Source organism: Pseudoxanthomonas sp. GM95 (genome assembly GCF_900109775.1).
Lineage (GTDB): Bacteria > Pseudomonadota > Gammaproteobacteria > Xanthomonadales > Xanthomonadaceae > Pseudoxanthomonas_A.
The window spans coordinates 229960-245461 of sequence record NZ_FOAX01000004.1; the positions used below are offsets into that span (position 1 = coordinate 229960).

Sequence of the window (15502 nt, forward strand, 5' to 3'; positions counted from 1 at the left end):
ATGAGAAATCAGCGAAGCGGATCAAGCTTCACCGCTCTTCGCTTTGGCTTGGCTTTGGCTTTGGCTTTTGTTTTGCTTTTGGTTTTTGCTCACGCTCTTAACCCCTCCGTGAGGCACGGCGAAGGGACGAGGCCAAGACCCGCAGGGCGACGTGCATGGATGCACGTCGTTTTTGGAAGGGACAAGGATGTCCCTTCCAAAAATCCCTCGTCCCGTAGCGAACCTGCGGAGCAGGCGTGCCGCCCGGAGTGTGTTTCTTTGCCTAGCTTTCTTTGCACAAGCAAAGAAAGTAGGTCGGGCGGCGAAGCCGCACGAAAGCTCTTGCTCTAAGAAAATTCAAACAACGCACGAAGACGGAAACGGAAATCGCGAGCCGCAGTGAAACGCTACCGCGTCATCCCATCCGCCACCGCATGCGTCGAAGCCGACGATGAGGAAGATGATGACGAGGCAGACGACTGCCCATCGCGCACCCGCTTCCGTTCCGCCACCTTCTCCCGCGCCGCATGCTCGCGAGCACCCACCACCATCTCAGTCAGCCATTTCACCAGCACCGTGGTGTAGGTGCGCTGCACCGGCTTTTCGGAAAACCCGTGGTCGGCACCGGCAATCACACGCGAGGTCCGCGAGCGCGCGCGGGTAAACGCCGACATGTAGTTCTCGATCACCTGATGCGGAATGATCTGGTCCAGCTCTGCCTCGACGATCAGCGCATCGCCCTGGAATTCGGCGCAGGCGCGCAGCGCGCGGTTGTCCTGCCACGCCACTTGGCGATGGCGGAACGGAATCAGGTCCGGGTCCTGGTGCAGCTGGCGCTTGGGCAGCTCCCAGCCTTCGTCCTTGTAGAGGGCTGGCGTGCGTAGCGCGAGCCAGCGCACCGGGCGCAACGACGAGAGGATCGTCGCCAGGTAGGCGCCATAGCTGATGCCGACCACGGTGATGGCGTTCTCGTCCACGTTGGGCTGGCGCACGAACCAGTCGTAGGCCGCCAACAAGTCGTCCAGGTTCTGCTGGCGCGTCACCCGCTCCAGCATCTTGGCGTCGCCCTCATGGCCACGCAGGTCGAAGGTCAGGCAGACACAGCCCAAGCCGGCGGCATCGCGAGCGCGTGCCAGATCGTGATCCTGGCTACCGCCCCAGCCGTGCACGAACAGCACGCCGGGCAATGCTCGCGCCGGCGCGAGCAGCGTGCCGGAGAGCTTGTCGCTGTCGACGGGAAAACCGATGTGTTCAAGGGTCACGTCCATCACGCATGACCCTAGCGTATTTGGTCAGGTGGCCGAGTGAAGCCACCTCGCCCTGGAAGTACACGACCGCATCGCCAGGCACCGGTTCGTCGTCCCAGGTCTCGTAGGTCATCGCGTCCAGCCACGGCAGATCAGGTTCGTCCAGCAGCGTTTCCAGCGCGAGGATTTCGGCCGGGCTGGCGCCACCGAAGCGCCACGATTGCTCCAGTACGCCGCAGCGTTCGATCCCATGCGCATCGACGCCATGGACCACGTCGTAGTTGCGGCGCGAGGCGAAAAAGCCCGGATACGCCGCGGCAATCTGCGCCTCGTAGTGCTGCACCTTGGCGATCGCCGCCGCGGCCTCCGCGGGCAACGGCACGTGCTGCAGCAGGTCCAGCCCGCCGCGCGCCACGCGCAGCACCGAGCCGCCGTAGACCGTGTCGCCCTTGGGCGTTTCGATCGTGCGCTGGGTGCCGAAGTAGGCAATCGTGTGCCGACCCACGTCCACGCAACCGATGCTGAAAGTGGTGGCCGATTCCAGGTTGGTCTCGGCGACCACGCCATCGGCCACCTCGTCATCGGACACGCCGGCCAGCCACGCCTGCAATGCCTCGATCGACGCGACGACCTTCTGCCCGTTGCCACCGCGCGCATTGGCCAACTTGCAGCGCACCTTGCCCAGCGGCAGCAGCTGCGTCACCGCCGCCTGCAGATCCGCGCGGGTGAACACCGAATAGCCGGGCAGCACCGCATCGCCCATCGCTGCGCCGAGATCATGCTGCCAGCCCTCGGGCGCGCCCTGTCCGCCTTCGACCAGGCCGTGGGTCACCAGCTTGCTGGCGACGAAGGCCAGCGGCACCACGCCGCCGAACAGGTCCTGCGCGCAGGTGATGCCGCGCATCGCCGCGTCCTCGCGGGTCAGGGTTTCCATCGGGATGAAGTAGCCGGGCAACCCGGGCAGCGCCTGATCGCGGAAGCCACGCCCCATCAGCGCGGCCAGGCGACGGCCGAAGCAGTCGACGCTGGCCCGTTCATGCGGCGCGCGTGCGAGATCGGTGAACAGCGGCGTGACCGCTGGCGGTGCGTGCAGGATCGGCGCGGGTGCGGCAACCGTGCGCAGCGGCTGGATGTCGATGATGGCGAGCATGTCTTTCCCCTTGCCTGCGGTGGGAACTTCAGTCCGGGCACGCGCAAGGCGGCCCGAGGCGGAGCGTTCGGTGGACGAACGCGAAGGATCGCGGGACTGCGTAAAGCGCTTTGCAGGTGGTTGCCGGAGGGCCCAGCACGGGAACGGCGGATTGCGCGTGCGTTACAACGCCATGCGGGAACGCTGGATCGACCAACAGGTGCTGCCTTGCCTCACAAGCAACTGATCGACGGCAATCTCCAATGCGATGGGATTGCACAACTGCGCTTCAAGTTCCATGAACAGGCGAGCGAATCCCTGCCACCAGCGATCCTCGCTGACATAGCGGTGCTGGGTTGCCCGCAGGTAAGCCTGGACCCGCGTCAGCGCGGCGGCCAGATCGCTGGCCGCGTGCGTGACATCGGATACAGGCGTGTCCTGCGCGGGGGAATGCAGGGGTCCATCAGCCATGGCGGAGTGATAGCACGCCTGCGTGAATCCGGTGCGAAGCAAATGTTGTCCATGCGATCACAAGCGGCCAACGCGCCCAATCGCATCGTTCGCTGGCGTTCGGTGCTGATGCCCTCTGGTCATGAGTGACCGTGCGTGAAGTGTGCGGCGCATTCCACAGGCGCCGCAGTGAAGCCGGGCAATCTTCCAGGCGTTCTTCCATCCATCGTGGTGCACACCGAGGGCATGCCGCCATGCATCAGGACTTCTTGGATCAACAGCTGGACCAGCTCCACGACAAGGTCACCGCCGGTGCGGACGCACCGCTGGAGCAGGCGTTCTTCGATGACTGCGCGGCCGATGCCGCGGCGATCCTGGAACATGTCGGCGATGCCGAACAGGCCCGCCATGCGATCGAGCGCATCGGCGAAATCTTCGATGAGGTCGGCGTCGATGCGCAGCGCTTGCTGTCGGCAGGGCAGCGCGGGCCGCTCGCGGTGCGCTGAGCGCGATGGGGCAGCGTCACGCCGATCGGCATGACGCTCATGTCATCACTTCAGGCTCAGTCGCTCTGCAGTTCGGCGACGAAGTCGTAAGCGTCGCCGCGATAGAACGAGCGGGTGAACTCCACCACCCGGCCATCGGCCAGGAATGCACGCCGCTCGACCAGCAGGCCGGGCGCGCCTGATTCCAGATGCAGCAGCTGCGCCGGCTCGGCATCCAGGGCGACCGCGCGCAGGCGCTGCAGCGCGCGGCGCGGGCGATGGCCGTAGGTGTCCAGCGCTTCGTAGAGCGAAGCGCCGATGCGCTGCGGTTCAGGCAGCAGGCTGTGCGGCACCAGGGTGCGCTCGGCCGCGATTGGCGCGCCATCGACATGGCGCAGGCGATACAGCCGCACCACGCCGCTGCCGGGCGAAAGATTCAGCGCCATGGCTTCTTCCGGCGTGACTTCGCCGATGCCGCGTTCCAGGAAGGTCACCTGCGGGTTGAGCCCGCGCTCGCGCAGGTCGTCGGTGAAGCTGGTCAGGCGCGAGAAGCTGCGCACGATCCGCTCGGAGACGAAGGTGCCCGCGCCCTGGCGTTGGCTCAGCAGGCCCTGGTCGATCAGACCAGACAGCGCCTTGCGCACGGTCACCCGCGACAGCTGCAGGCCCGCGGCCAGGTCGCGCTCGCTGGGCAGGCCGTGGCCGGGCCCGAGTACGCCGGTATCGATCAGGTGCTGGATGGCGCGGCGCAGGCGCAGATAGGCCAGCGTGCGGCTGGTCTCGGCCGATTGCAGGCGCAGATATTCGGTGGCGATGGCGGGAAGCATGCCGGAAAAGTACCAATGCGATACCAAGGTTTCAATCTTTACTGATTTCTTCACGCGCCCGAGGGTGGGGCTGGGCCGCGTGGTAGCGCGGTGGTATCGTCTTGCCCGCTCCTTTCCGCTTCCGACAAGGCTTCAGCCGTGACCGCCAAGACCGTACCCGTGGACAGCTTCGACCTGGTGATTTTCGGCGGCACCGGCGACCTGGCCCTGCGCAAGCTGCTGCCCGGCCTGCTGCGCCGCTATGCCGATGGCCAGATCCCGCAGGACAGCCGCATCGTCGGCGTGGCCCGCGACCCGCAGGACAGCGCCGAATACCGCGCCAGGGTCGGCGAAGCGCTGGCCAAGGTCGCCGAGGGCGAGGCGCTGCTGGCTGCGCGCATCCCCGCGTTCCTGCAGCTGCTGGACTACCGCCCGCTGGACGCGACCAAGGACGAAGGCTGGGAAGAATTCGCCGAGCTGCTCAAGGCCACCGGCGATGAGCGCATCCGGGTGTTCTACCTGTCCACCAGCCCAAGCCTGTTCGTGGACCTGTGCTCGCGCCTGCGCGATGCCGGGCTGAACAACGGCAATGCCCGCGTCGTGCTGGAAAAGCCGATCGGCAAGGATTCGGCCAGCGCCGCGGCGATCAACGACGCGGTCGGCGCGGTGTTCAACGAGCACCAGACCTTCCGCATCGACCATTACCTGGGCAAGGAGACGGTGCAGAACCTGCTGGCGCTGCGCTTTGCCAACATCCTGTTCGAGCCGCTGTGGAACGCCAACCGCATCGACCACGTGCAGATCACCGTGGCCGAGACCGTCGGCCTGGAAAAGCGCGCCGGCTACTACGACACCTCAGGCGCGCTGCGCGACATGGTCCAGAACCACCTGCTGCAGCTGCTGTGCATGGTGGCGATGGAACCGCCGGCCACGCTGCAGGCCAACGCGCTGCGCGATGAAAAGCTGAAAGTCCTGCGTTCGCTCAAGCCGATCACCAGGGAAGACGTCAGCCACGTCACCGTGCGCGGCCAATACCGCGCCGGTGCCTCGGGCGGACAGGCCGTGCCGGGTTACCTGGACGAATTGGGCCGCAATGACTCCCGCACCGAGACCTTCGTGGCGATCAAGGCCGAAGTGGCCAACTGGCGCTGGGCCGGGGTGCCGTTCTACCTGCGTACCGGCAAGCGTTTGCCCGAGCGCGTGTCGGAGATCGTGGTGGCGTTCCGCCCGGTGCCGCATTCGCTGTTCGATTCCAGCGCCGGCCCGGCCCAGCCCAACCGTCTGGTCCTGCGCCTGCAGCCCGATGAAGGCGTGAAGCTGTGGCTGATGATCAAGGATCCGGGTCCGGGCGGCCTGCGCATGAAGTATGTGCCGCTGGACATGAGCTTCGCCGAGGCCTTCGGCGTTCACCAGCCCGAAGCCTATGAGCGCCTGCTGATGGACGTGGTGCGCGGCAACCAGTCGCTGTTCATGCGCCGCGACGAGGTCGAGGCGGCATGGGCGTGGATCGATCCGATCCTGGAAGCCTGGGAGCAGCTGCCCGAGGCACCCAAGTCGTACACGGCCGGTTCCTGGGGCCCCAACGCCGCCGTGGCGCTGATCGAGCGCGACGGCCGCACCTGGCACGAGGACGCCGGCACATGAGCCTGACCCTTCCCGCCGACCTTGCGCAGGTCCACGCCTGCGCCGACCACGACGCCTTGGCCGAAGCCCTGGCCGCCGCCGTCGCCGACGACCTGCGCGCGGCCCTGGCCGAACGCGGCCGCGCCGTGCTGGCCCTGTCCGGCGGGACCACGCCGGTGCGCTTCTTCCAGGCGCTGTCGGTGCAGCCGCTGCCGTGGAAGCAGATCCACGTCACCCTGGTCGACGAGCGCTGGGTCGATGAAACCCACGCCCGCTCCAACGCCGCGCTGGTGCGCCAGCACCTGATGTATGGCGCCGCCGCGGTGGCCAGCTTCCTGCCGCTGTACCGCGACTACGGCGACGGCCCGGAACAGGCCCTGGCCGAGCTGGAGACCGAACTGGCCGACCTGCCGCTGCCGCTGGACGTGGCCGTGCTTGGCATGGGCACCGACGGGCATACGGCCTCGTTCTTTCCCGGCGGCGATTGGCTCGAACGCGCCCTGGACCCGGCCGGCAGCGCGCGGATCGTGCCGATGCACGCCCCGGCCGCTGGCGAGCCGCGCATCACTCTGACCCTGCCGGTGTTGGCCGCCGCGCGCCGCCTGTACCTGCATATCGAAGGCGAACAGAAGGCCGACGTGCTGCAGCAGGCGTTGGCTGCGGCCGACGGCCCGCCGATCGCCGCGGTCCTGCATGCGACCAAAGCACCGGTCCAGACCTACTGGTGTCCTTGAGGCCGGACCGTCAGGCCTGCTTATAATGCGGACAGCTGCCTCCCTGAACGGATGCGGCGACCGGGCGCCCCCACGACCGGAACATTCGTAGACCCCGAGTGTTTTCAGCCACGCCGCTCACGCGGCGCTGCCAAAGGTGGACTGTGCGCAATTACGACCTGGAGTTTCTCAAGCGCTTCTCGATGGTGATCGGCTTCCTGATGCTGGTCACGGTCGGGCTGATGATCGGGGCGTTCTTCCTTTCCAAGACCATTCCGCCGGAAGTCTCGCCGGTGGCCGCCAAGCAGACCGCGGCCCGGATCACGCCAGTTGGCGCGGTCTATGCCGGCAGTACTGGCGCCGCCGCCCAGGCCGCGGCCGCTGCGGCCGCCGCTGCGGCGCAGGCCGCGCAAGGCGCTTACGGCGGCACGCTCGACGGGAAGACGATCTTCGACCAGCTGTGCACCGCCTGCCATACCGCCGGGGTCGGCAACGCGCCGATGCTCAACGCCGCCGGCTTCGGCGCGCGTCTGGCCAAGGGCAAGGACACGCTCTACAAGCATGCCATCGAAGGCTTCACCGGCCCCGATGGCGGCGTGATGCCGCCCAAGGGTGGCAACGCCGGCCTGAGCGAAGCGCAGATCCACGCCACCGTGGACTGGATGCTCGATCAGTCGAAGTAATCGCAGGGCACAATCGCGTGTTCCGACGCCGCCTTCGGGCGGCGTCGCTGTTTGTGCCGATTCGTTCCGCCCGTCCTTCGCATTTCGCTTTCTGGAATCTTCATGTCGCCGATCCGCCCGCTGTTGCTGTCCGCTTCCCTCGCCGCCCTATGCGCCTGCGCCAGCGCGCCCAGCCAGGCCGAGGCCGTGCTGAAGATCGGCCAGGTGCAGGGCAGCGGCGCGCGCAGTCCGCTGGAAGGCAGGACGGTGACGGTCGAAGGCACGGTCACCGGCGATTTCCGCGAAGGCCTGGCCGGCTTTTTCCTGCAGGACGACGGCGATGGCGACGAAGCCACTTCCGACGCGGTCTTCGTCAGCGCCGCCGCGGGCGCCACGCTGCCCGACGTCCATGCCGGCCAGCGCTGGCAGATCACCGGTGCGGTCGCTGAAACCGGCAAGGACGACGACACCCTGACCACCGTGCAGCTGGCCAAGGCGCAGATGCTCGGCCCGGCACTGATCTCGCCGCTGCCCAAGGTGCTGACCGCGCCGCCTGCCAGCTGGGAAGCGCTGGAAGGTATGCGCGTGCGGATCGACGAGCCACTGACCCTGGACGGCACCGACACGCGCTACGGGCAGACCATCGCCAGCTTCGACGGACGCATGTGGACGCCCTCGGAGAAAGCCGTCGCCGGCACGCCGGAAATGGCCGCGCTGATCGCCGACAACGCGCGCCGCCGCGTGCTGCTGGACGACGCCAGCGACCGGCGCGATCCCAAGACCCTTCCCTACCTGCCCAATGGCCCGGTGCGCACCGGCTCGATCGCCACCGGCGTCAACGGCATCGTCGATTTCCGCCACGGCGCCTGGCGCCTGCAGGTCACCCAACCGCTCAGGGTCGAGGTCGCCGCGCGTCCGGCCGCGCCGGCCGTACCGGGCAACCTGAAGGTGGCCGTGTTCAACCTGGAAAACCTGTTCAACGGCGACGGCCAGGGCGGCGGCTTCCCGACCGAGCGCGGCGCCAAGACGCTGGAAGAATGGAAGGCGCAGGTGGCCAAGCTGGTCGCCACCCTGACCCCGCTCAACGCCGATATCGCCGCGCTGATGGAGCTGGAAAACGACGGTTACGGGCCGCAGTCCTCGCTGGCCCAGTTCGTCGATGCGCTCAACGCCACGGGCAGCGACTGGAAATACGTCGATGCTGGCACCGGCCCGGGCGACAACGCGATCCGGGTCGGCCTGATCTATCGCGCGTCCAGGGTCACGCCGGTCGGCAAGCCGGCGGTGCTGGAAGGCGGCCCGTTCGTCGAGCACAGCCGCGTGCCGCTGGCGCAGGCGTTCCGGCGCGGCAAGGGGCCGGTGTTCGTGGTGGCCGCCAACCACTTCAAGTCCAAGGGCTGCGGCCAGGCCAGCGGCGCCGATGCCGACCAGCACGACGGCGCCAGCTGCTGGAACGCCACCCGCACCGACTCCGCACGCCGCATCGACGCCTGGCTCAAGGCCGACCCGACCGGGCAGAAGGCCACCCGCAGCCTGATCGTCGGCGACCTCAACGCCTACGCGCACGAAGCCCCGCTGGTCACCCTGCGCGCGGCCGGCTGGGCCGATGCCTTCGCCGTGGCCAAGGTCGAAGCGCCTTACAGCTATGTCTACGACGGCCAGACCGGCCGCCTGGACCACGCGCTACTGTCATCGGCGCTGGCCAAGCACCTCAAGGGTGCCGCCGAATGGCACGCCAACGCCGACGAACCTTTCGACGACGGCTACGAAGGCGCCGACGTCACCGGCCCGTGGCGCAGCTCCGACCACGACCCGATGGTGCTTGGGTTCGATCTCTGAAAGCCATGGAAGCCACGCGCGAAGACGGATAACCTTCTGGGCACATTGAGGAGAATGACGAAAATGGATTTTCGGATTTTGGCCTTGGCCAGCCTGCTGTTGGCCGCTGTATCTGGATTAAGTTCTCAGGCGGAGGCAACCGAGTTCTGCGACAACGTCATGGTGGGCCAAACCGGCGGCGGAAACGGTACAGCGCCTACTCCCATCTTCCAGCGGCAATGCAGTTCGGTCGCGGGCGCGGTGGCATTCGATGTCTCCACGCGGGGATTCAGCTCGGCCTGGAGTGACCCAGATCCCGGGCATGCCTTGCGTGCCGCCGTCAGCCAATGCGGCGGTCATTGCATCGCTCAATCGTTCTGGTCAGATTATTTCTACGTCGCCATTGCTGATAACGATCGAGCATGGGGTTTCAGCGAAAGAAGCGACAAGGAGGCCGTCCAGCAGTGCCAGAACAACGGTGGGCAAGGCTGTGTCGTAGTCCTCGTGGGCAGCAGCACGGGCCCAGCGAGTTATTTCGGATTTTCCGCCCTCGCCTACGACGCAAGCACCGGCGCACAAGGCAAGGCCGTCGAGCTGGCGCGGGAGCGGGACGCGAAGGCCGCCGCCATCCAGCAATGTGGCACGCCTGCATGCTGGGCGTATGCGTTTCAAGGAAGCGGCTCGGCCGCCATCGCGCGCAGCAAGGATGGGCAGCTCGTTGCGGCCTGGGTCGCCAGCGAAGGACTCCTGTCCAATCCATCGCGCAAGGCAAAGAGTGCCTGCAAAAAGCAGACTGGTGATGGCGACTGCGAGGTGGTGGCCACGCTGACCAGCAAAGAACGCGCCGTCGAAACCAGGAAACAGACTGACCAGCTGCTGGATGAGGTACAGCGTTTCATGGACAGTTCGCCAGCCAATCCAAATCGCAAAACCCAATAAGTAGGCGGGCGCGACCTAGCTACGTTCAGGGCAGGGTGACGAGCACCGGGGCGATCACGTGATGGTGCTCTGAGCGGTCTGTTGGGGCTTACGGTGTTTCGCAGTCCGCGTGCGGACGGCGGCGCCAGTTCCAGACATGCGCGCTGGCCAGCAGCAGGCTGCCGACGACGGTGACCGGGGTTTCCCAGGCGTGCGTCGGGAAGCCGAACGCACCAGCGACCAAGCCGGTCAGGCCGAGCCCAGCCAGGGCGACCAGCGGCAACGGCAGCGGCCGCAACAAGTGCGCGCGCCACAGCGCCGCACCGGCCAGCGGCAGCGCGATGCAGGCGAACAGCAGGTGGACCCATTCGGCCTGCGCCCAGGCGCCGAACACCGGCAGCAGGGCCGCCAGCACAGGCAGCAACAGGCAATGCGCCAGGCACAGCGCGGACAGGCCGATGGCCGAGGCGTCGCACACTTCGTGTGCGTTGGGGGAGAACTTCATGGGGGCTTCCAGATAAATGTTACTTAGTAACAATACACCCCCTGTCAACCCGGGCCGATGTCAGCCCATGCCATGCCCGATCAGGACGATGGCCAGCACCGCCAGCGGGATCGCCAGCAGGTTGAGCCGGCCCAGCCGTTCGCGGAACACCGCCACGCCCACGAGCGCGCCGACCACGACCACGCCGATGTTCATCGTGGCAAACACGGTCGCCGGCGCATGTGGCAGCGCGCGGTGCGCCGCCAGGTACAGGCCGATGTTGGAAAAATTCAGCGCGCCCAGCGCCAGCCCGCCAATGAAACTGCGCAGCTGCAGCCGCGCCGTCCCGCGCACGTGGCGCCACAGCTGCCAGGCCAGCATCGGCACGAAGGCGATGGCGAAGGTCGCCAGCAGCGACACCGACAGCGGCGCGCCATCGGCGGCGATCCGCTTGAACAGCACGTCGGTGGTCGCCCAACCCACCAGCACGATCAGTGGCAGGCGCCAGTCGACAGCCTCGGGCGAACCTTCCGCGCGCGGCCGAGCAAGCAGGCACGGGATGGCGACCAGGCCCAGCACCAACCCGGCCACCTGCCCGTTGCCCGCGTGTTGGCCGAACAGGGTGAAGGCCGCGATCAGCGACAGCAGCAGCGACAGCCGCTGGGCGATGTCGGTGCGCACGATGCCGGCGCGTCGCACCGACGCGGCCAACACCAGGAACAGGCCCGGCAGCAACAGGCCCAGCGGCAACCACCAGCGCCACGGCGCGTGTTCGCCGTGCAGGGCCGCCAGCGGCGGGTCCAGCAGCGCGAGAGCCAGCAGCGCGCCGGTCAGGTAATTCCAGGTCACCGCCTGCGGCACGTCCAGTTTCAGACGCGGCGCCAGGCGGAACAGGACCGATACCGCCACGCTGCACAGCACGGCCAGGGCAAGCAACCACATCGGACAGCCACCGCAGCGTTTCAGGGGCGCGCATTATCGCCGCGCGCCGGCAGGCCCGCTTGGGCGCGTTGCCGTCAAACCCTCTGGACCGTTGAAACGGCTACTGCGGCGGTGAAGCCAGTTCCTTCGCGTCAAGGAACCCATCGTGGTTGCGGTCCTGCTTGGCGAAGCGCTGGCGCAGCTGCGCCACCAGCGTGGTCCGGGCGATCGGCTTGCCGCGGCTGCCGGGCAGCTCGGCGCCTTCCAGTACGCCGTTGTGGTCGGCGTCGCGCTCATCGAAGGCGTAGGTCATCCACGACACGTATTCGTCGATGCTGACGCGGCCATCGTGGTCGCTGTCCATGCGCGCGAGGTAGTCCGAGGTGCCGGTCGGCACCTGGGCCATCACCGGCAGTGCAAAGCTCAACGAAACCAGCAGGATCAGGATGCGCATGCGCCTAGTGTGCCGCAGTGGCGCGGGCCTGAAATGACGCGCCCCGGTTGGACCGGGGCGTGTGTTCGATCAGGGCATCGGCATTCAGTGCGCCAACGCGTAGCCCTTGAGCCGCTGCGAATAGGCCTGCAGCGAGGCGATGCCGCTTTCCTCGGCTTCCTTACACCAGGCCTGCAGCTGGCGCAGGCGCTCGGCCGCATCGTGCGAACGGGCTTCCAGCAGGACGGCCAGGCGCTTGCGATGTTCCACCAGAGCCTGCATACGCGGCCGCTGCGCGACCCAGTTGTTGAGCGCATCGCGGGCGTCGGGCTTGAGCCAGCGACCGTCGTCCACCAGGCCGCGGCGCATCCGGCGCGGCAGCAGCTGGCGCAGCTTCTGCCCGGCCAGCGCGGCTTCTTCGGCCAGCACCGGCTTGAACACGTTGCGCTGGTAATCGGTCATGGCCTGGAAGCGATGCGACAGCAGCGCCTTCAAGGTGTCGGCATCGGGCACGGAAATGTTCGGGCGGATGTCCAGGCGCGGCGCCACGCGCAGCACCTTGGCCAGGCCGACCGCCTCCAGGCCCTTGATCGCGGCCCAGCCGATGTCGAATTCCCAGCGGCGCATCGCAAAGCGCGCAGAACTCGGGAAGGCGTGATGGTTGTTGTGCAGCTCTTCGCCACCGATCCAGAACGCCCACGGCGTCAGGTTGGTCGAGGTGTCGGCCGATTCGAAATTGCGATAGCCCCACCAGTGGCCCAGGCCGTTGACCACGCCGGCCGCCCAGAACGGGATCCACGCCATCTGAATCGCCCACAGCGCGATACCCGGCAGGCCGAACAGCACCACGTTGATCACGCCCAGCGCGATCGGGCCGAGGTTGGCGTGCGGCGTGTACAGCCGACGCTCGATCCAGTCTTCCGGCGCGCCGCGGCCGTACTGCTCGATGTCGGCGCGGTTCCAGCGGGCTTCGCGGTACAGCTCCACGCCTTCCCAGAACACCTTGCCGATGCCCTTGGCCTGCGGGCTGTGCGGGTCTTCGTCGGTCTCCACCTTGGCGTGGTGCTTGCGGTGGATGGCCACCCATTCCTTGGTGATCATGGAGGTGGTCAGCCACGTCCAGAACCGGAAGAAATGGTTGAGCACCGGGTGGAAATCCACGCCGCGATGCGCCTGACTGCGATGCAGGTACAAGGTGACCGAGAAGATCGTCGCCTGGGTAAAGACCAGCAGCACCAGCACCAGCTCCCACCAGGTGAACTGCAGCAGGCCGCCGGTGAGGATGTCGATCAGGGTTGGGTGCATGTTTCCCCCTCCAGGGAACGCCGCGTACGGGCAACGGCCCGACGCACCCGGCCATAATGGCGCCTGCCCCCCCAACTTTCACCCGTCGCGTCCGTATGGTGTTCAGCCGGAGGCGACCGGCTCAGGAAACCATGCTGTCCGTCACTTCCGCACCTGCCGAAACCCTGCCCCTGATCGAATTGGACCGCGCCACCGTGGTGCGCGGCAACACCGCCATCCTCGATGCGCTGAGCCTGCGCATCGTGCTCGGCCAGCACACCGTGCTGCTGGGGCCCAACGGCTGCGGCAAATCCACCTTCATCAAGCTGATCAACCGCGAGCTGTACCCGCTGGCGCGCGAGGGCGAGGCGCCGGTGAAGGTGTTCGGCCTGAACCGCTGGAACGTGGCCCAACTACGCACTCGCCTGGGGCTGGTCACCAGCGACGCAACGCGCGACCTGCAGGAGATGCCGCACCTGAGCGTGGATGACGCGATTGTCACCGGCTTCTTTGCCAGTTTCGTCCTGCCCATCGACCAGGAGGTCACCGCGGAGATGCGCGCCAAAGCCGCCGAGGCGCTGGCGCGCGTCGGTGCGCAGGCGCTGTCCGGGCGCCTGGTGGCCGAACTGTCCACCGGCCAGATGCGCCGCGTGCTGATCGCCCGCGCCCTGGTTCACCAGCCCGATGCGCTGCTGCTGGACGAACCCACCGCCGGCCTGGACCTGGTCGCGCAGCAACAGTTCTGCACGCTGATGCGCGAGCTGGCCGGCCAGGGCATCACACTGGTGCTGGTCACCCATCACCTGGAGGAAATCGTGCCGGAGATCGACCGCGTGCTGCTGATGCGCGACGGCCAGATCGTGGCCGATGGCCCGCGCGCGCAGACACTGACCGCGCCGCTGCTGTCGCAGGTCTACGGCGGCACCTTGAGCGTGCGCTGCGAAGGCGGCATCTACCGCGCCGCGGCCAGCTGACGGCGCGCGGCGCACGTCACACCGGCGGCGCTTGGACGCGCGCACCATCGCACCCATCTCTTGCTGTCCTGCTGACCTTCGCCAGGCGTCGCCATGCCCGAACTTCCCGAAGTCGAAACCACGCGCCGCGGCCTGGCCCCGCACCTGGAAGGCGCGGTGGTGCGCGCCGTGCTGCAGCGGCGCGACGATCTGCGCTGGCCGATCCCGCCGGAGGTGCGCGCGCACCTGCCCGGCGCGCGGATCGATGCGGTCCGCCGCCGCGCCAAGTACCTGCTGCTGGACACCCACGCCGGCAGCGCGCTGCTGCACCTGGGAATGAGCGGCAGCCTGCGCGTGCTGCCCGCGGCGACGCCGGTGAAGACCCACGACCACGTCGACCTGGCGCTGGATGGCGGCCGGGTGCTGCGCTTCAACGACCCGCGCCGGTTCGGCAGCCTGCTGTGGCAGGCGCCGGGCACCACCCACGCGCTGCTGCAGGGACTGGGGCCGGAGCCGCTGTCGGAAGACTTCGACGGTGAATTCCTGTTCGAGCGCAGCCGCGGCCGCAGTGCCTCGGTCAAGACCTTCCTGATGGACCAGCGGATCGTGGTCGGCGTGGGCAACATCTACGCGGCCGAAAGCCTGTTCAAGGCCGGCATCCATCCGCTGCGCGCGGCCGGCAGGGTCTCGCGCGAGCGCTATGTGGCGCTGGCGGCGGCGGTGAAGGAAATCCTGGCCTACGCCATCCAGCGTGGCGGGACGACCCTGCGCGACTTCATCAGCCCGGACGGCGCCCCGGGCTACTTCGAACAGGAGCTGTGGGTCTACGGCCGCGGCGGCCTGCCGTGCAAAAGCTGCGCAAGAACGCTGAAAGAAGAACAGATAGGACAGCGCACCACCGTCTGGTGCCCACACTGTCAGCGCTGACAGAAAAACAGGGCGGCGCGTCGGCAGCTGATACACCCGTCACGTTTCCACCGGCTATAGTCCCGCCTGCAGTCATGCAGGGAACGGGATCATGGACGGCAGTGCCGATATCACTTTCTGGCTCGACTCCGCGCGCTCGGGCGACCGCGCGGCGCTGGACCGCGTGCTGTCCACGCTCTATCAGGAGCTGCACTCGATGGCCCGCCGCCAACTGGCAGGGCACCAGGGCCATACCCTCGATGCCACCGCGCTGGTCCACGAGTCCTACCTGAAGCTGCTGGGCGCGCAGGGCGGGGCGAAGTTCGACGACCGTGCACATTTCTTCGCCTACGCCGCATCCTCGATGCGCTCGGTGGTGGTGGATTACGCGCGCAGCCGCCTGGCGCGCAAACGCGGCGGTGATCTCAAGCGCGTGGCCGAGATTCCTGAGGACGTCGAGAGCAACCTGCTGCGCCTGGACGAGACCACGCTGGCGCTCAACACCGCATTGGACAAGCTCTTCGAAGCCGATCCGCGCCTGGCCAAGGTCGTTGAGATGCGCTACTTCGCCGGCCTGTCCGAGCTGGAAATCGCCGACCTGATGCAGCGTTCCGAACGCAGCGTGCGACGCGACTGGCAGAAGGCGCGGCTGTTCCTGCTGGCGGCGATGCAGGACGAGTAGTCCGAAGGC

At 67.5% G+C, this 15502-nt stretch carries 17 protein-coding genes; 9 read left to right on the forward strand and 8 right to left on the reverse strand.

Going from position 1 to position 15502, the window contains the following annotated elements; all coding sequences use genetic code 11:
• Positions 1-386: 386 nt before the first annotated feature.
• The 3 genes from BMZ17_RS18980 to BMZ17_RS18990 all read right to left on the reverse strand — a co-directional run bounded on the left by BMZ17_RS18980 (position 387) and on the right by BMZ17_RS18990 (position 2826).
• On the reverse strand, positions 387-1247 hold the full coding sequence (locus tag BMZ17_RS18980) for an alpha/beta hydrolase family protein (RefSeq protein ID WP_093143246.1): 861 nt from the start codon (positions 1245-1247) through the stop codon (positions 387-389).
• On the reverse strand, positions 1231-2376 hold the full coding sequence (locus BMZ17_RS18985; protein WP_093143251.1) for a DUF3182 family protein: 1146 nt from the start codon (positions 2374-2376) through the stop codon (positions 1231-1233). Before BMZ17_RS18985 ends, BMZ17_RS18980 begins: the two co-directional genes overlap by 17 nt.
• A 162-nt stretch (positions 2377-2538) precedes the next feature.
• Positions 2539-2826: a hypothetical protein gene (locus BMZ17_RS18990; RefSeq protein WP_093143256.1), complete on the reverse strand. Its 288-nt coding sequence runs from the start codon at positions 2824-2826 to the stop codon at positions 2539-2541.
• 233 nt (positions 2827-3059) lie between these two features.
• Between BMZ17_RS18990 and BMZ17_RS18995 the strand changes: the two genes are divergently transcribed.
• Positions 3060-3311 carry a hypothetical protein gene (locus BMZ17_RS18995; RefSeq protein WP_093143261.1) on the forward strand — a complete coding sequence of 84 codons (252 nt, stop codon included), beginning with the start codon at positions 3060-3062 and terminating at the stop codon, positions 3309-3311.
• Positions 3312-3367: 56 nt separating this feature from the next.
• Here BMZ17_RS18995 and BMZ17_RS19000 read toward each other — a convergent pair whose 3' ends face one another.
• On the reverse strand, positions 3368-4117 hold the full coding sequence (locus BMZ17_RS19000) for a GntR family transcriptional regulator (RefSeq protein ID WP_093143266.1): 750 nt from the start codon (positions 4115-4117) through the stop codon (positions 3368-3370).
• 138 nt (positions 4118-4255) lie between these two features.
• Here BMZ17_RS19000 and zwf point away from each other — a divergent pair, with 138 nt between their 5' ends.
• From zwf to BMZ17_RS19025, 5 genes are all read left to right on the forward strand, one after another.
• The gene (gene zwf, locus BMZ17_RS19005; RefSeq protein WP_093143270.1) at positions 4256-5740 is read left to right on the forward strand and encodes a glucose-6-phosphate dehydrogenase; all 1485 of its coding nucleotides are present in this window, start codon (positions 4256-4258) and stop codon (positions 5738-5740) included.
• A complete protein-coding gene (gene pgl / locus BMZ17_RS19010; protein ID WP_093143274.1) occupies positions 5737-6453 on the forward strand; it encodes a 6-phosphogluconolactonase in 717 nt (238 codons plus the stop codon). Before zwf ends, pgl begins: the two co-directional genes overlap by 4 nt.
• A 143-nt stretch (positions 6454-6596) precedes the next feature.
• Positions 6597-7115 (forward strand): c-type cytochrome, encoded by a 519-nt coding sequence (locus BMZ17_RS19015; protein WP_093143279.1) that lies wholly within the window; start codon positions 6597-6599, stop codon positions 7113-7115.
• A gap of 102 nt (positions 7116-7217) precedes the next feature.
• On the forward strand, positions 7218-8933 hold the full coding sequence (locus BMZ17_RS19020) for an ExeM/NucH family extracellular endonuclease (RefSeq protein WP_093143282.1): 1716 nt from the start codon (positions 7218-7220) through the stop codon (positions 8931-8933).
• Between the two features lie 84 nt (positions 8934-9017).
• Positions 9018-9851, forward strand: a complete 834-nt coding sequence (locus BMZ17_RS19025) for a DUF4189 domain-containing protein (protein ID WP_175485680.1) — start codon at positions 9018-9020, stop codon at positions 9849-9851.
• 88 nt (positions 9852-9939) lie between these two features.
• Here BMZ17_RS19025 and BMZ17_RS19030 read toward each other — a convergent pair whose 3' ends face one another.
• From BMZ17_RS19030 to BMZ17_RS19045, 4 genes are all read right to left on the reverse strand, one after another.
• Positions 9940-10335, reverse strand: coding sequence for a MerC domain-containing protein (locus BMZ17_RS19030; protein ID WP_093143291.1), 396 nt, complete (start codon positions 10333-10335; stop codon positions 9940-9942).
• A 60-nt stretch (positions 10336-10395) separates the two neighbouring features.
• Complete coding sequence (locus BMZ17_RS19035; protein ID WP_093143296.1) at positions 10396-11256, reverse strand: EamA family transporter; 861 nt, start codon at positions 11254-11256, stop codon at positions 10396-10398.
• A gap of 100 nt (positions 11257-11356) precedes the next feature.
• Positions 11357-11641 (reverse strand): EF-hand domain-containing protein, encoded by a 285-nt coding sequence (locus BMZ17_RS19040; protein ID WP_254775471.1) that lies wholly within the window; start codon positions 11639-11641, stop codon positions 11357-11359.
• Between the two features lie 132 nt (positions 11642-11773).
• Entirely contained in the window at positions 11774-12973 is a 1200-nt protein-coding gene (locus tag BMZ17_RS19045) for a DesA family fatty acid desaturase (RefSeq protein WP_093143305.1), read from the reverse strand.
• A 131-nt stretch (positions 12974-13104) separates the two neighbouring features.
• On the opposite strand from BMZ17_RS19045, the gene BMZ17_RS19050 reads away from it, so the two are divergent.
• The 3 genes from BMZ17_RS19050 (at position 13105) to BMZ17_RS19060 (ending at position 15493) form a co-directional block, all read left to right on the forward strand.
• Entirely contained in the window at positions 13105-13926 is an 822-nt protein-coding gene (locus tag BMZ17_RS19050) for an ABC transporter ATP-binding protein (RefSeq protein WP_093143310.1), read from the forward strand.
• 93 nt (positions 13927-14019) lie between these two features.
• Positions 14020-14832, forward strand: coding sequence for a bifunctional DNA-formamidopyrimidine glycosylase/DNA-(apurinic or apyrimidinic site) lyase (gene mutM / locus BMZ17_RS19055; RefSeq protein WP_093143315.1), 813 nt, complete (start codon positions 14020-14022; stop codon positions 14830-14832).
• Between the two features lie 91 nt (positions 14833-14923).
• Positions 14924-15493, forward strand: coding sequence for an ECF-type sigma factor (locus BMZ17_RS19060; RefSeq protein ID WP_093143319.1), 570 nt, complete (start codon positions 14924-14926; stop codon positions 15491-15493).
• Positions 15494-15502 lie beyond the last annotated feature (9 nt).

What these genes read in the sequence shown, in the direction of transcription:
- BMZ17_RS19040 (WP_254775471.1), bottom strand. Translation starts at nt 11,641, where the DNA reads ATGGCCCAGGTGCCGACCGGCACCTCGGACTACCTCGCGCGCATGGAC.
- BMZ17_RS19020 (WP_093143282.1), top strand. Translation starts at nt 7,218, where the DNA reads ATGTCGCCGATCCGCCCGCTGTTGCTGTCCGCTTCCCTCGCCGCCCTA.
- BMZ17_RS19060 (WP_093143319.1), top strand. Translation starts at nt 14,924, where the DNA reads ATGGACGGCAGTGCCGATATCACTTTCTGGCTCGACTCCGCGCGCTCG.
- BMZ17_RS18995 (WP_093143261.1), top strand. Translation starts at nt 3,060, where the DNA reads ATGCATCAGGACTTCTTGGATCAACAGCTGGACCAGCTCCACGACAAG.
- BMZ17_RS19000 (WP_093143266.1), bottom strand. Translation starts at nt 4,117, where the DNA reads ATGCTTCCCGCCATCGCCACCGAATATCTGCGCCTGCAATCGGCCGAG.
- BMZ17_RS19035 (WP_093143296.1), bottom strand. Translation starts at nt 11,256, where the DNA reads ATGTGGTTGCTTGCCCTGGCCGTGCTGTGCAGCGTGGCGGTATCGGTC.
- BMZ17_RS19050 (WP_093143310.1), top strand. Translation starts at nt 13,105, where the DNA reads ATGCTGTCCGTCACTTCCGCACCTGCCGAAACCCTGCCCCTGATCGAA.
- BMZ17_RS18990 (WP_093143256.1), bottom strand. Translation starts at nt 2,826, where the DNA reads ATGGCTGATGGACCCCTGCATTCCCCCGCGCAGGACACGCCTGTATCC.
- BMZ17_RS18980 (WP_093143246.1), bottom strand. Translation starts at nt 1,247, where the DNA reads ATGGACGTGACCCTTGAACACATCGGTTTTCCCGTCGACAGCGACAAG.
- pgl (WP_093143274.1), top strand. Translation starts at nt 5,737, where the DNA reads ATGAGCCTGACCCTTCCCGCCGACCTTGCGCAGGTCCACGCCTGCGCC.
- mutM (WP_093143315.1), top strand. Translation starts at nt 14,020, where the DNA reads ATGCCCGAACTTCCCGAAGTCGAAACCACGCGCCGCGGCCTGGCCCCG.
- BMZ17_RS19030 (WP_093143291.1), bottom strand. Translation starts at nt 10,335, where the DNA reads ATGAAGTTCTCCCCCAACGCACACGAAGTGTGCGACGCCTCGGCCATC.
- BMZ17_RS18985 (WP_093143251.1), bottom strand. Translation starts at nt 2,376, where the DNA reads ATGCTCGCCATCATCGACATCCAGCCGCTGCGCACGGTTGCCGCACCC.
- BMZ17_RS19045 (WP_093143305.1), bottom strand. Translation starts at nt 12,973, where the DNA reads ATGCACCCAACCCTGATCGACATCCTCACCGGCGGCCTGCTGCAGTTC.